At 42.9% G+C, this 14,728-nt stretch carries 12 protein-coding genes; all 12 read right to left on the bottom strand.

Annotation, left to right across the window (positions count from 1 at the left end):
* Positions 1 to 2 precede the first annotated feature (2 nt).
* On the bottom strand, positions 3 to 272 hold the full coding sequence (locus tag HUS61_RS09175) for a K+/H+ antiporter subunit F (RefSeq protein ID WP_054553164.1): 270 nt from the start codon (positions 270 to 272) through the stop codon (positions 3 to 5).
* Positions 266 to 802 (bottom strand): Na+/H+ antiporter subunit E, encoded by a 537-nt coding sequence (locus HUS61_RS09170; protein ID WP_054553165.1) that lies wholly within the window; start codon positions 800 to 802, stop codon positions 266 to 268. Before HUS61_RS09170 ends, HUS61_RS09175 begins: the two co-directional genes overlap by 7 nt.
* Positions 802 to 2,319 carry a monovalent cation/H+ antiporter subunit D gene (locus HUS61_RS09165; RefSeq protein WP_175082387.1) on the bottom strand — a complete coding sequence of 506 codons (1,518 nt, stop codon included), beginning with the start codon at positions 2,317 to 2,319 and terminating at the stop codon, positions 802 to 804. Before HUS61_RS09165 ends, HUS61_RS09170 begins: the two co-directional genes overlap by 1 nt.
* Positions 2,316 to 2,660 (bottom strand): Na+/H+ antiporter subunit C, encoded by a 345-nt coding sequence (locus tag HUS61_RS09160; RefSeq protein ID WP_054553167.1) that lies wholly within the window; start codon positions 2,658 to 2,660, stop codon positions 2,316 to 2,318. The genes HUS61_RS09165 and HUS61_RS09160 overlap by 4 nt, the downstream gene beginning before the upstream one ends.
* A complete protein-coding gene (locus HUS61_RS09155) occupies positions 2,660 to 5,452 on the bottom strand; it encodes a monovalent cation/H+ antiporter subunit A (protein ID WP_055021722.1) in 2,793 nt (930 codons plus the stop codon). The genes HUS61_RS09160 and HUS61_RS09155 overlap by 1 nt, the downstream gene beginning before the upstream one ends.
* A gap of 211 nt (positions 5,453 to 5,663) precedes the next feature.
* Entirely contained in the window at positions 5,664 to 6,866 is a 1,203-nt protein-coding gene (locus tag HUS61_RS09150; RefSeq protein ID WP_175082386.1) for a hypothetical protein, read from the bottom strand.
* The gene (nlpI, locus tag HUS61_RS09145) at positions 6,850 to 7,728 is read right to left on the bottom strand and encodes a lipoprotein NlpI (protein WP_055021724.1); all 879 of its coding nucleotides are present in this window, start codon (positions 7,726 to 7,728) and stop codon (positions 6,850 to 6,852) included. Before nlpI ends, HUS61_RS09150 begins: the two co-directional genes overlap by 17 nt.
* Positions 7,729 to 7,856: 128 nt before the next feature.
* Positions 7,857 to 9,986 (bottom strand): polyribonucleotide nucleotidyltransferase, encoded by a 2,130-nt coding sequence (gene pnp / locus HUS61_RS09140; RefSeq protein WP_175082385.1) that lies wholly within the window; start codon positions 9,984 to 9,986, stop codon positions 7,857 to 7,859.
* Positions 9,987 to 10,228: 242 nt separating this feature from the next.
* Positions 10,229 to 10,498: a 30S ribosomal protein S15 gene (gene rpsO, locus HUS61_RS09135; protein ID WP_054553172.1), complete on the bottom strand. Its 270-nt coding sequence runs from the start codon at positions 10,496 to 10,498 to the stop codon at positions 10,229 to 10,231.
* A gap of 110 nt (positions 10,499 to 10,608) precedes the next feature.
* Complete coding sequence (truB, locus tag HUS61_RS09130) at positions 10,609 to 11,553, bottom strand: tRNA pseudouridine(55) synthase TruB (RefSeq protein WP_054553173.1); 945 nt, start codon at positions 11,551 to 11,553, stop codon at positions 10,609 to 10,611.
* Positions 11,553 to 11,957: a 30S ribosome-binding factor RbfA gene (gene rbfA, locus HUS61_RS09125; RefSeq protein ID WP_054553174.1), complete on the bottom strand. Its 405-nt coding sequence runs from the start codon at positions 11,955 to 11,957 to the stop codon at positions 11,553 to 11,555. The genes truB and rbfA overlap by 1 nt, the downstream gene beginning before the upstream one ends.
* Positions 11,958 to 12,067: 110 nt before the next feature.
* Positions 12,068 to 14,725 (bottom strand): translation initiation factor IF-2, encoded by a 2,658-nt coding sequence (gene infB, locus HUS61_RS09120; protein WP_130166697.1) that lies wholly within the window; start codon positions 14,723 to 14,725, stop codon positions 12,068 to 12,070.
* Positions 14,726 to 14,728: the final 3 nt, after the last annotated feature.

The raw sequence follows: 14,728 nt of genomic DNA, 5'->3' as shown, positions 1-14,728 counted from the left end.
CCTTATTCAATAATATCGCCGCGCAGCAGGTATTTACATACCGCTACAGTGCTCACAAAGCCAAGCATGGCGATTAATAATGCGGCTTCAAAATATAAATCGGTGCCCATGCTCATGCCATACAGAATAATTAAAGCAATGGTATTTATGAACATAGTATCTAAAGCCAATATACGATCAGGTACCGACGGCCCAACAATTAAACGCCATAGGTTTAACAATAAAGATATGGCTATCATTGCAAAAACAATTAGAAAAACGGTATCTAGCATCGAAAAATCTCCTTAAGCGGTGCTTCGTAGCGCTGCTTAATAGTATTAATTAACGCTTGTTCATCAGCTAAATCGAGTACATGAATCAATAAGTAGCGCTGCTGAATTTCTTCGCCTTCTTCTAGTGACTCAGGGATAGGATATACCTCTGCGCTCACAGTACCCGGTGTTAAAGATACTGTGCTTGCCAAAATAGTGATTGGCATTTCATGGCTTAAATCCAATGGTACTTTGATAAAACCTGGGCGTAACTTTTTCGTCGGTCCAAGGATCAACAGGGCTACTTGTAAGTTGGCAGTGACAATATCGTACAGCACTAACAATAAGTGCCTAAACGCAAGACCCGGCCTTACAATAAGAGGCTGTGGATCACGAAATGGGAAAGTGATCCACGGAATAGTAATAGCAAAAAATGCAGCTAAAAACAGGTGTCCTGGCGACACACTGTTATTTAACAACAGCCATACAATGAATAATAAAACACTGCGAAATGGTGTTGGCAACCAACGAAAGCGAGCTTCTAAACGCATTATTGGCCTCCTTGTAATACAGCGTTGATGCTAGTGTTGATATCAAACAACTGCTCTGACGTTGCTAACATATAGTCTGAAATAGGTCCTGCAAATACAACCATTAATGGTGAACACACAAGTAATGCAACTACAGCTATCACTTTAACAGGGTGTGCTTTGGTGCCTTCAATTGCTTCACTGTCTTTATGGGTGTGATCCCAAAATAAACTGGTACCGGCTCGTGAAACCGCCACTAATAACGCTAAACTCGAAACTAGGTAGATTGGCCAAAACAACATGGCTTTTTCGCTATCTAGCGTGCTCTTTAAAATCCATACTTTGCCGACAAAGCCAGATAACGGTGGCATACCAACAACAGCAAGCGCAGCCACTACAAAACAAGTACCAAGTAAATATGGCTGTGCAACGGCGCGCCCTGCGACTAATCGGTCGGCAACTTTACCACGTTGCTGAGCAATTAAATCAGCAATTAAAAACAGTGCTGCGCAAATAATGGTTGAATGCACTAAGTAGTAAAGTAATGCAGCTGTTGCAGCAACATTCTGAATCGCAACCAATGCCACTAAAGTACCCACAGATACAACCACCAGATTCGCAATAAGCTTTCTAAAATCTTGACTCGCTAATACACCAATACCACCCATCACTATGGTCGCTAGTGCTAAGCCCCATAACCAAGGCTGTGCCATGTGAGCGAGTTCGCCAGCATTATCACCAAATATTACGGTATACACGCGCAACATGGCATACACACCGACCTTGGTCATAATCGCGAATAATGCAGCAACTAATGGCATTGCACTGGCGTAGGTATTCGGTAGCCATAAATGTAACGGTAATAACGCGCCTTTTAACGCAAATACCACGATTAACAGCAAGCCACCAATTTTAGCAAGGTAAACATCATCACCCGTCAGCTGTGGTACTTTTTGCGCTAAATCAGCAATGTTCAATGTGCCTAACACTCCATAAAGTACACCCAGCGCAATTAAGAATACGCTTGAACCAATCAGGTTTAAAATGACGTACTGCAGTGCAGCTCGGGTACTATGTTTGTTGCCGGCATGCATCAATAATGAATACGAAGCAATCAACAGCACTTCAAAAAATACGAACAGGTTAAATACATCACCAGTTAAAAAGGCGCCATTTACACCTAACACTAAAAAGTGCACTAACGGATGGAAAAAGCTCCCTTTTTTATCATCGCCTGCACAGCTATAAAGCACCACAACTGCACCAAGGAAACTGGTAAGTAGCACCAGTAGCGTTGCTAGTCTATCGGCAACCAGCACAATACCAAATGGTGCAGACCAATCACCGATTGCGTAAACAAGCGGAGCGGTACTATTAACGTGGAATAATAAATAAGCACTGACCAAGAGTGTGACAATCGACAATATAACCGACGAAACACGACGGATATGTAAGTTTTTACCACATGGCGGCATGAGTAAAATAACGCCTGCCAACATCGGAATTAAAATTGGTAAAGAAGCTAAATGCTGAATCATTTTTGCTCCTTCGATGACTTAACAAGATGGCCGTCAACATGGTCATTACCCAAGTCAGCACGACCACGAATCGCTAAAATAACCACAAAAGCGGTCATCGCAAAGCCTATTACAATGGCTGTTAAAACCAGCGCTTGAGGGAGTGGATCGGCATACTCACTGCCTGTACCAAGTACAGCCGCTTTGTTAATAGTTAAACGACCTGAAGAGAATAAAAACAGGTTAACTGCATACGACAACATAGTCAGGCCGAGTACTACCGGGAAGGTACGAGCCCGTAATATTAAGTAAATTCCGCATGCAACCAGCACGCCGACGCATGATGCGTACAATACTTCCATTAAATATTTACCTCTTGCTTGGGTGTATCAGCAGTTAATTTACCTAAACTTGCTAAAATCATCAGCGTTGCACCTACAACAGTTAAATACACACCTAAATCAAATACGATAGCACTAGCAAGTTCTGTCTTGCCGACTAGCGGAATATCAAAATAATCAAACCAGGTTGTTAGGAATGGACGTTCGAAGAACCAACTTCCAATACCTGTAAACAATGCAATAGCAATACCTGACGCAATAATCTTACGATAATTCACGTCAAATCTGTCTGCAATCCAGTGCGAACCATTTGCCATATATTGCAAAATAAATGCAATCGCGGTAACCAGTCCTGCAATAAAGCCCCCACCTGGTAAGTTATGACCACGTAAGAAAATATACGCAGACACAAGTAATGCAAGTGGTAACAAGCTTTGTGAAATACTCGATAATAGAATTGGGTAACGCTCTCTTGCCCATGGGCGCCCTTCACTATCACTTGCTGGCATAAACAGCGGCAAGTTAATAAGAAGCTTATAAATACCTAACGCAGCAATACCCAATACGGTAATCTCACCTAGGGTATCAAAACCCCTAAAGTCAACGAGGATAACGTTTACAACGTTAGTACCACCACCGCCAGTTTTTGCATTGGCAACAAAGAAGTCAGAAATTGATTCAAGTGGTCTTGTTAGAAGCGCATAACAAATACTCGCCACAACCACACCAATTGCCGATGAGATACCCAAGTCTCGCAGAATACGCAATGAGCTTGACTCTTTCGGAGTACGCTGTGGTAAAAAGAACAGTGCAAGCATCAGTAGCATTACGGTGACAACTTCAACCGTTAACTGAGTCAGTGCTAAATCAGGCGCAGAGAATCGAGTGAAAGCAACAGATACCATCAGGCCTACGATTGAAATCATAATCAAAGATATCATTCGTGAGCGGTGCCAAATAACCGTTGCCAGCGCACCAATTATTAGTAAGCCAGCACCAATAGCATTATGGAAATCAATTGGGGTTAACTCACTTGCTCCTGCTAACTGGCGCATTTCAAATAAAGGCCAGCCCGCACACATAAGCACCACAGCAATCATCACAAAGGCATAGCGCTGTAACGAGCCATTTTCGATTCGTTTAATCTTTTCTTGTGACCACTTAATTAAGCTATATAAGCCACGCTCAAAGCCTTTCTTAGCATTCAAAGTTGGCAATGAAGCTTGGAAGTGGAACAGGTGCTTACGCTGCACATAAATCATCACGCCCACGCTTGTAGCAATAAAGCTCATTAACAGCGGTAAATTAAAGCCATGCCATACAGATAGCTTATAATCTGGGGCTGCATCGCCAAGCACTGCATAAGACGCCGAAGCTAAAATATCACTTACTGCAAAGTGCGGGAACATACCGACGAGTAAACACAGCACAACCAAAATTTCGATTGGTACACGCATATAGCGTGGTGGCTCATGAGGCTGTTTTGGCAAATCGATTGGGTCGCCGTTAAAAAACACGTCGTGAATAAAGCGTGCTGAATACGCGACAGAGAGTGCACCAGCAATAGTCGCTAACACTGGAATTAACCAAGACATAGAGCCAAGCACTTGCTGATGCAGTGTTTCGGCAAAGAACATCTCTTTCGACAAGAAACCATTTAACAGTGGCACGCCCGCCATGGCTGCCGCTGCTACCATAGCAAGTGTGGCGGTATACGGCATAAATCGCCACATACCATTAAGTTTACGCATATCACGGGTGCCAGTTTCATGGTCAATGATACCCGTTGCCATAAATAACGACGCTTTAAAGGTTGCGTGGTTAATGATGTGGAAGATAGCAGCCACTGTAGCAAGCTCAGTGTCTAAACCAAGCAGTAAGGTAATTAAACCTAAATGGCTGATTGTTGAATAAGCCAGCAAGCCTTTTAAATCATGCTTAAATAGCGCGATATAAGCGCCAACCAATAAAGTAGCCAGACCCGTCATCGCCACTAAGATAAACCAAGTATCTGTGCCTGATAGCGCTGGATAAAAACGCGCTAATAAAAAGATACCTGCTTTAACCATGGTTGCGGAGTGCAAGTAGGCACTGACTGGTGTCGGTGCTGCCATGGCATGTGGTAACCAAAAATGAAATGGAAATTGTGCAGATTTGGTAAATGCACCTAAAAGCACTAATACCAGCGCAGCTTCATAAAGTGCATGAGATTGAATAAGCGCTTTGCTTGCTAAAATCACATCAAGATTATAGCTACCAACAATATCACCAATTAGTAATAAACCTGCTAGTAACGCAAGACCACCGGCACCGGTAATAGCAAGTGCCATACGTGCGCCTTTGCGAGCTTCTGACTTATGCCACCAATAGCTAATCAATAAGAACGAGCTAATACTGGTGAGCTCCCAGAAAAACCACAGCTGGATGACATTATTCGACATCACGATGCCGACCATTGCGGTCATAAATAGCATTAAATAGCAGTACAGCTTTGGCATTGAGTCGCTACTACTCAAGTAATAACGCGCATAAAAAATCACCAGGGTACCGATACCCAAGATCATATATAGAAAAAGTAACGTTAAACCATCAAGTCGAAACGAGACTTGCATGTTTAAAAGAGGGATCCACTCAGCAGTGTAGCGAATTGTTTCACCAGAAAAGACTGCAGGGGTATACGAAAATACAATTCCAAGGGCAATCAAAGGCGCTAACATGGTCAAAGCAGTGCTTTGGTTACGTGTTAGTTTTGAAGTGCAGGATGAAATAACACTGCCGATTAAGGATAACAGGGGTATCCAGAGCAAAGTCATAATTAGGAGCCTTTTAGTGTCATAAGAATATCAATACCGCTCTAGTTTTAATTAGTTGCGTACTGTTCATTTGGATGGTTAAAAGTTGGCTTCAAAAAAAGCTTACAATGCGTATAGTTATACTGATCAGGTGCTATTTTGTCTATAGGAGACAAACCTATTTGCACAACATTTAACCACTTTGCATACTAAAATAGCAATAAATAGACGATTAGTCAGAAAATTTCTGCTCTTTGGAAGCTGTTGTAAACACTGGCTTTAAGCCTAAAAAGGCAAAATATTCAGAAAACCGAATCGGCTTTGTTAAGGGCTGGTTAATTTGTTTTTGCCAAAGCTCACGGTATTGCTCAGACAAGCTCATTGTTTGGTATTGCATAATTGACCAATTAGGGCTTGGTTTATAGGCTAACTGATTGCTACAGGCGATACTTTTTTGCCAGCCTTTTGGTGGGGAAACCTCATTTGCAATAAACAAATTTGGCGCAACCAGCCCCTGTTGCTTACACAGCCACTGTTGTTTTTGCTCTGCTAAAACATACTCATCTTCAAAGCCATTAAAATGCATTAGCTCATGTAAAAATACCGCATAAGATTGCGATGAATTGATATGCATAATCCCGCCAAGCACATTAGCAGCCCCTTGCTTTGACATCATCACAATAAAGTCAAAACCTTCAGGCCACGGATGCGCTGACGCATTTTGCCAGTTACACTTAAGCGCCCCACTACTATCATCACAGCTAAACTTATCAGCAACATAAACAATGTCAGTAAAACAAAAGCTGCCTTTTGCAGGCTCAGGCGCTTTACTGTATTGCTGCTTATACTGCTTTAAAGTATCAATGCCCTTGTAATGATCTGTCATCATTAAAACATTAAATTGGCACTGACTGCTTGCTTGTACACTTGATGTTGATAAAGCTAATTGCTGTTGCTGCGCATAAGCTGGGTCAATTTGAGCTGGCGGCATTTGTTGCTGCAACAGCCAAGCTTGCTTGGCATTTCCCTTAGGTAACTTGCCAGCTTTACCTAGGTAACTTATATCGAGCCACTGGTTTGCTTTGACTAGCTGCTCCGCTAAGGTTTGTTGCTGAGCTGAATTGAATTTAGCAAAGTAAGGCTGCCACCATAATTTTGCTGCAGTGTAATCTTGTTGCTGCAAAAATCTGAGCGCAAGCTGATACGCCGCATTACTATCATTAAGCGTTGCTAACTGGCGAAGCTGTGAGTTACTCAGCACTAAATGCTGCAAATTAATGGCACTGGGTGCCAAATGATAGATAGCCGTTGCTTGTGAAGGAGTAGTATTTGCGTAATAAGCGTAAGCAGGAATAAAACGAGATACTGAGCTTGAAACGAAACCCAAGCTCAGTAATAGAATAGCAGTAAAAGAAACCTTAGCTTGCGTTTTCACCAGCCATTAACTCAAGCTCTAAGCGGGCATATTTGTATTCAACAAACTCATGCACATTGGTGGCAAGGGCAAGTCTAAAGTAATCGGCAGCAAGATAGTTATCACCCGCCGCTTGATGCATCTTCGCTAGGTAGAAATAAGCTTCGCATAAGCGGTGCGCATACTCTTGCTCTGAAGTTACACCTTCAATAATGCCAGATAAAAACTCAAACTCACTAATGTCACCTAAATAAAGTGCCAACAGTTGGTAACCCCATTGAGACTCATCAACACCCTGCGAGTTAGCTTTTAAATCAATTAAAGCCTGTGCTTTATCAGCTTCTGATTGCGCTAAATAAAGCCATAGCACACGGTAAGGGTCGCTTGGCGAACGATTTAAAAACTGCTGTAAATCATCTTGTGCAAGTGATGGACGGTCACCATAGTAAAGGGCAATACCACGATTTAAATAGGCATACTCATGTTGCTCATTAAGCTCAAGTGCCGAATCAAAAAACTCATAAGCTTGTTCATACTGCTGCATTAGTGTGTGATGAATGCCTAAGAAGTTATACACTTCTGCTAGGTCTGGTTTGAGCTTAATCGCACGGTTAAAGTCAATACGTGCCAAGGTCGACATACCTAAGCTGTCAAATAATACACCGCGATCGTAATAAAGTTTGGCTTGTTGCTCGGCACTTAAATCAGCACGGTTTAGTAGTTCAGAATAGCGAGCAATCGTAATTTCGTTACGAAAATCAGGCGCTAATGGTGCGGTAAAAGGCACATTAACAATAGGGACTGACTCAGGTTGTGAAGTTGTTTGACATGCACTTAAAGAAAAAATAGCCACAGCGGTCAATGCTAAGTGTTTAAAAATCATTAAATTCCTTAATACCTGAATTCTCTGTAGACAAAGGCGAAGCGGATAGGTTTCATTAAAGCATAAAAAAAGGGGCTAAACAGCCCCTTTTTCTTATATCCAGCAAATAACTGGTTATTCAATCATCATTAAGCGTCTTTAGACTCTTCTGCTTTTTCTTCAGCAGCTGGTTCCATAGCTTCTTTGATGCTTAGACGTACACGACCTTGGCGATCTACTTCAAGAACTTTAACTTTAACTTCTTGGCCTTCGCTTAGGTGGTCAGTTACGTTGTTAACTCGCTCTGTGCTGATTTGTGAAATGTGCACTAGACCGTCTTTACCCGGAAGGATATTAACGAACGCACCAAAATCAACGATACGTACAACTTTACCAGTGTAGATAGTACCTACTTCTAGCTCAGCAGTTAATTGCTCGATACGCTTGATTGCATCGTTTGCGCTGATGCCATCAGTTGCAGCGATCTTGATTGTACCGTCATCTTCGATTTCGATCGTTGTGCCAGTTTCTTCAGTAAGTTGACGGATAGTTGCGCCACCTTTACCGATAACTTCAGCAATTTTCTTCGCAGGGATTTGCATTGTGTAGATGCGTGGTGCGAATTGAGATAACTCTTCAGAAGGTGCTGCAATCGCTTCGTCCATAACACCTAAGATGTGTAGACGTGCTGCTTTCGCTTGTTTAAGAGCGATTTGCATGATTTCTTTAGTGATACCTTCGATCTTGATATCCATTTGTAGTGCAGTGATACCGTTTGAAGTACCCGCTACTTTAAAGTCCATGTCACCTAAGTGATCTTCATCACCTAAGATATCTGAAAGAACAACGAAATCGTCGCCTTCTTTAACTAGACCCATCGCGATACCAGCAACAGATGCTTTAATTGGAACACCTGCATTCATAAGTGCTAGTGACGTACCACATACTGATGCCATAGACGATGAACCGTTTGATTCAGTGATTTCTGAAACAACACGGATTGAGTATGGGAAGTCAGTAAGTGTAGGTAGTACCGCAGCAATACCACGCTTAGCTAGGTTACCGTGACCAATTTCACGACGCTTAGGAGAGCCTACAAAACCTGTTTCACCTACGCAGAACGGAGGGAAGTTGTAGTGAAGCATGAAGTGATGCTTGTTAGTACCTGTTAAGTCGTCGATTAACTGTGAATCACGCTCAGTACCAAGCGTTGCAGTTACAAGTGCTTGCGTCTCACCACGCGTGAAGATTGCAGAACCGTGAGTACGAGGTAAAACACCCGTCATTACGTCTAGTGCACGAACCATATCTGGTTCACGACCATCGATACGTTTTTCACCAGCGATGATACGACCACGAACGATTTCTTTTTCTAAAGAACCGAATAGTTTGCCAACTTCTTGCGTATCTAGCTCTTCGCCTTCAGCAAGTTCAGCTGTTAATTTAGCAACAACTTCTTCTTTCGCTGCACCTAGTGCTTCTTTACGCGCTACTTTGTCAGTGATGCGGTATGCTTCACCTACTTTATCAGCAGCAATTGCAGAGATTTTCTCAGCAAGTGTTACGTTTTTCTCTGGTGCAGTCCAATCCCAAGCTGGTTTACCCGCTTCAGCTTTGAACTCGTTGATTGCGTTGATGATAGCTTGAGATTGCTCATGACCATAAACAACCGCACCTAACATTACGTCTTCAGATAGTGTTTCAGCTTCTGATTCAACCATAAGTACTGCGTTATCAGTACCAGCAACAACTAGGTCTAATTGGCTTTCTTCAAGCTCAGCTAGTGTTGGGTTAAGTACGTATTCACCGTTGATGAAACCAACACGTGATGCACCGATAGGACCATTGAATGGAATACCAGAGATAGCAAGTGCTGCTGAAGTACCAATCATAGCAACCATGTCAGGTTGGATTTCTGGGTTAACAGAAACAACTGTCGCGATTACTTGTACTTCGTTTACGAAACCATCTGGGAAAAGTGGACGGATTGGACGGTCGATTAGACGAGCGATAAGTGTTTCGCCATCGTTAGGACGACCTTCACGCTTAAGGAAACCACCAGGGATACGACCTGCAGCGTACATACGCTCTTGGTAGTTAACTGTTAGTGGGAAGAAGTCTTGACCTGGTTGTGCATCACGCTTACCAACAACAGTAACTAATACTGAAGTATCGCCAATGCTTGCTAGTACTGCGCCGTCAGCTTGACGAGCGATAGCACCTGTTTCTAGGGTCACAGTGTGTTGACCTAGTTGAAATTCTTTAATAATTGCTTGCACTTAAAAATGTCCTTTAAATGTAAAAGCAACTCAGAGCTGTGCTCCGAATTGGTAAAAAATAGTCCATCAAAGTACCAATTACAGTACTTAATTGTGCTTATGAAAACACGATTAAGTACTACAATTGGCAATGATGTTTTTTGATATCTAAGCAGTATCCACTACCTAGGTGTGCGCTAGTATACCTTTCATGCGCGCACAAAAAAAGGGGCTAAATAGCCCCTTTTCTCGTAATCTAGTTCTTAGCGACGTAGGCCAAGCTCTTGGATTAACGCAGTGTAACGTGCAATGTCTTTACCTTTAAGGTAGTCAAGCAGTTTACGGCGTTGGCTTACTTTGCGAAGAAGACCACGACGTGAGTGGAAGTCGTGCTTGTGGCTAGCAAAGTGACCTTGAAGCTTGTTGATATCGAAAGTTAGAAGTGCAACTTGTACTTCAGGTGAACCAGTGTCGCCTTCAGCGCGTGCAAATTTAGCGATGATTTCAACTTTTTCTTGATTGCTTAGTGACATAGTAACTCCAAAAATTAATTTAAATTGTGTTTTAGCCGATCACTAATTCAGCCAAAACGATTGAGCGGGGCGTATTCTACCCAGCTTTGCTAATAACTACAAGGTAATCTTTACTCAGGCAGTTGATTTGATAAGCCACGCTTTGATTTTAAGTGACCGTCTTTATGACGCTCACCGGTACCAATGAACACCCCATCAGCCATTACCTTTACCACACCATCTGGTACAGGCTTACCAATCACGACTGTTTGACCATGACTAAATGCCACGCCCTGCTCTTGAGTAATCTCAATCACAGGTAAATCAACCAAAGCAGTATCCATTGGCAATAGTAGCTCATCTAGGTAGCTTGAAGGCGCAACATCGTCTGCTTTTGCTTGCTGTAGCTTTTCTTCAAGTTGCTCAAGAGTGACCATTTTCTCACTTGGATAATGGCCAACTGCACTGCGATGTAACATGATGACATGCGCACCACAGCCAAGCTTTTCACCTAAGTCGTCAACAATAGTACGAATATAAGTGCCTTTAGACACATGTGCCGTCATTTGTACTTCGTTATTAGCTTCATCAAACTCATCAAGCGTTAAACTAAATACATTAATTTTTCGACACTTACGCGGCACTTCGATACCTTCGCGAGCATATTTATACAAAGGCTGACCTTGGTATTTTAGCGCAGAGTACATCGAAGGGTATTGATCCGACTCACCTAAGAAACTGGCAATTTGCTCAGCTAATTGTTCACGGGTGACCGATACGTCGCGCGTTTCAACCACTTCACCATCTGAATCAGAGGTCGTGGTTCGCTCACCAAGTTTGGCGCGTACAACATAGGTTTTGTCAGTATCAAGCAAGAACTGGGTAAACTTAGTCGCTTCACCAAAACAAATAGGCAGCATACCCGTCGCGAGCGGATCAAGCGCACCGGTGTGGCCTGCTTTTTGAGCAAAGTAAATTCCCTTTGCTTGCTGCAATGCTTTGTTTGATGAAATACCTTGCGGCTTATTAAGTAATAAGATGCCGTCAATAGCACGACCTTTACTGCGTCTAGCCATTAGTCTTTAGTGCCTTCTTCGCTGTCATCTTCGTCTACATGCTTGGCATTGTCTTCACGAATAACTGAGTCAACCAAGTTTGAAATACGCATACCTTCCATAAGCGAGTTATCGATCACAAAACGTAACTCAGGCATGATGCGCGCACGAATACGTTTACCTAATAAAGAACGAATATAACCCGTTGCTTCATTTAAGATTTTAGCGCTTTGCTTGGCTTTATCTTCATCATCAGTATTAAACACTGTGATAAATACTTTTGCGTAAGATAAGTCGCGAGATACCTCAACCGCAGACACTGTCACCATGCCTAAGCGTGGATCTTTGATTTCGCGTTGCAGAATAACAGCAATCTCTTTTTGAATTTGCTGTGCAACACGATCAGTGCGAGAAAATTCTCTCATTTCATTTCACTCTAAAATAATAACTTATTGATGTTAAAGAATAAGTTAATTTAATTACGAATACACAAATGGGGGCTAGGCCCCCATTTAAAGCAATAACTTAAACGAAATTAAAGTGAACGTTGTACTTCAACCGTCTCGAATACCTCGATTTGGTCGCCAACTTTAACATCGTTGTAGTTCTTAACGCCGATACCACATTCCATACCGTTACGTACTTCTTGAACGTCATCTTTAAAGCGACGTAGTGACTCAAGTTCACCTTCATAGATAACCACGTTATCACGAAGTACACGGATAGGCGCGCTACGCTTAACGATACCTTCAGTAACCATACAACCTGCGATTGCACCAATCTTAGGTGACTTGAACACGTCACGAACTTCAGCAAGACCAATGATCTCTTGCTTGAATTCTGGTGCAAGCATACCTGACATCGCTTGTTTAACTTCTTCAATCAGGCTGTAGATTACGCTGTAGTAACGTAAGTCTAGGTTTTCTGACTCAATTACTTTACGAGCTGATGCATCAGCACGTACGTTAAAGCCAACAACGATTGCGTTTGACGCCGCTGCAAGCGTTGCATCAGTTTCAGTGATACCACCTACACCTGAACCAACAATCTTCACTTTAACTTCATCGGTAGAAAGCTTAGTTAATGAATCAGCGATTGCTTCAATTGAACCTTGTACGTCAGCTTTAAGAACGATGTTAACTTCTGATACATCGCCTTCAGCCATGTTCGTAAACATGTTTTCAAGCTTCGCTTTTTGTTGACGAGCAAGCTTCACTTCACGGAACTTACCTTGACGGTAAAGTGCTACTTCACGCGCTTTACGCTCATCTTTAACTACTGTTGCTTCATCACCAGCAGCAGGGATACCAGACAGACCTAAAATCTCAACTGGGATAGATGGACCCGCAGACTTGATGTCTTTACCGTTCTCATCTTTCATCGCACGAACACGGCCATATTCAAGACCACACAGTACGATATCACCTTGGTTAAGCGTACCAGACTGAACTAGGATTGACGCAACTGGACCACGGCCTTTATCAAGACGCGATTCAATTACAACACCTGCAGCCATACCTTCAGCTGGTGCAGTTAGCTCTAGGATTTCAGCTTGCATTAGTACCGCTTCAAGTAGGTCATCAATACCTAAACCTGTTTTTGCTGAGATATGAACGAATTGCGTGTCACCACCCCACTCTTCTGGGATAACGTCTAATTGTGCTAGTTCGTTCTTAACGCGATCTGGGTCGATGCCTTCTTTATCCATCTTGTTTACTGCGATGATTAAAGGAACGCCTGCAGCACGGGCGTGCTGAACCGCTTCTTTAGTTTGTGGCATTACACCATCATCCGCAGCAACGACTAGGATTACGATATCCGTTGCTTTAGCACCACGTGCACGCATTGATGTAAACGCGGCGTGGCCCGGAGTATCTAAGAACGTGATCATGTGACCATTTGTTTCAACGTGGTATGCACCAATGTGCTGTGTAATACCACCTGCCTCACCTGAAGCAACTTTTGCTGAACGAATGTAGTCAAGTGTTGACGTTTTACCGTGGTCAACGTGACCCATTACTGTTACAACCGGCGCACGAGGAATGGCTTTACCTTCTTCGCTACGGTCGCTTAGTACTTTCTCTTCTAATTCGTTTTCTTTAACGATGATAACCTTGTGACCCATTTCTTCAGCTACAAGTTGTGCTGTTTCTTGGTCAATCACTTGGTTGATGGTAACCATGTCACCCATCTTCATCATCGTTTTAACAACTTCAGCACCTTTAACTGCCATACGTGATGCAAGCTCAGCAACAGTGATTGTTTCACTGATACGAACTTCGTTTTTCACGTCTGCTGTTGGTTTTTGGAAACCATGTTGTAAAGACGTTGGTGCTTTCAGCTTACCTTTCTTGCCTTTAGGACCAGTAGACTGTTTCTCTTTTTGAGGTCCTTTTTTCTTTTTCTTACGACGAGCGCTTTGCTCTTCACGTGCATCAGATTCATCTTCTGCTTCACGTGCGTAAGTAGAAGTCGTAAGGTGGTGATCAGCATTTTCTTCACGCTGCTTACGCTCTTCTTCTTCCTTTTTCCAGCGAGCTTCATTTTCTTCAGCTAGCTTTCTTGCCTCTTCTGCTTGACGTTTCGCTTCTTCTTCAGCTTTTCTCAATGCGGCCTCTTCTGCTTCTTTTTGCAGACGCTCAGCTTCGGCGCGATCTTGTTCAGACTTAGCACTTTGCTCTGGGGTCATCTGCTTCTGTTTCGCTTTACGCTCAGCTTCAGCTTTACGTTTAGCCTCTTCTTTGGCTTTACGCTCAGCTTCTTCTTTCGCTTTGCGCTCTGCCTCTTGTTTCGCTTTAAGCTCCTCAGCTTCTTGCTGGGCTTTAAGCTCTGCTGCTTTACGTGCAGCTTCTTCTGCAGCTAAACGCTCTTCTTCTTGCTGTTGCTCAATGGCGCTTTTCTTAACGTAAGTACGTGTTTTACGTACTTCAACTTGCACAGACTTCGCTTTACCTGTAGAGCCAGTTACGCTTAGCGTACTTTTGCTTTTACGTTGCAAAGTCATGCGAGCTGGGCCTTCTGAGCCCGTGCCGCCGTGCTGCTTGCTCAAGTGATCTAGTAACGTCGACTTTTCAGACTCAGTTATCATATCACCTGCTTTTTTAGAAATACCGGCTTGTTCTAGCTGCTGTAGTAGTTTATCAACAGTTGTACCAATATCTCCGGCTAGTTTTTCAACATTTACTTCTGCCATAGT

Origin of the sequence: Pseudoalteromonas sp. 0802 (genome assembly GCF_013350085.1) — a bacterium.
Taxonomy (GTDB): Bacteria; Pseudomonadota; Gammaproteobacteria; order Enterobacterales; family Alteromonadaceae; genus Pseudoalteromonas.
This window is presented reverse-complemented; position numbering and strand designations above follow the sequence as displayed.

Bases quoted from the DNA above. Each gene is read 5' to 3' on its own strand.
- rpsO (WP_054553172.1), bottom strand. From the start codon at position 10,498: ATGTCACTAAGCAATCAAGAAAAAGTTGAAATCATCGCTAAATTTGCA.
- infB (WP_130166697.1), bottom strand. From the start codon at position 14,725: ATGGCAGAAGTAAATGTTGAAAAACTAGCCGGAGATATTGGTACAACT.
- HUS61_RS09170 (WP_054553165.1), bottom strand. From the start codon at position 802: ATGCGTTTAGAAGCTCGCTTTCGTTGGTTGCCAACACCATTTCGCAGT.
- HUS61_RS09175 (WP_054553164.1), bottom strand. From the start codon at position 272: ATGCTAGATACCGTTTTTCTAATTGTTTTTGCAATGATAGCCATATCT.
- HUS61_RS09155 (WP_055021722.1), bottom strand. From the start codon at position 5,452: ATGACTTTGCTCTGGATACCCCTGTTATCCTTAATCGGCAGTGTTATT.
- HUS61_RS09160 (WP_054553167.1), bottom strand. From the start codon at position 2,660: ATGGAAGTATTGTACGCATCATGCGTCGGCGTGCTGGTTGCATGCGGA.
- HUS61_RS09165 (WP_175082387.1), bottom strand. From the start codon at position 2,319: ATGATTCAGCATTTAGCTTCTTTACCAATTTTAATTCCGATGTTGGCA.
- nlpI (WP_055021724.1), bottom strand. From the start codon at position 7,728: ATGATTTTTAAACACTTAGCATTGACCGCTGTGGCTATTTTTTCTTTA.
- truB (WP_054553173.1), bottom strand. From the start codon at position 11,553: ATGGCTAGACGCAGTAAAGGTCGTGCTATTGACGGCATCTTATTACTT.
- rbfA (WP_054553174.1), bottom strand. From the start codon at position 11,957: ATGAGAGAATTTTCTCGCACTGATCGTGTTGCACAGCAAATTCAAAAA.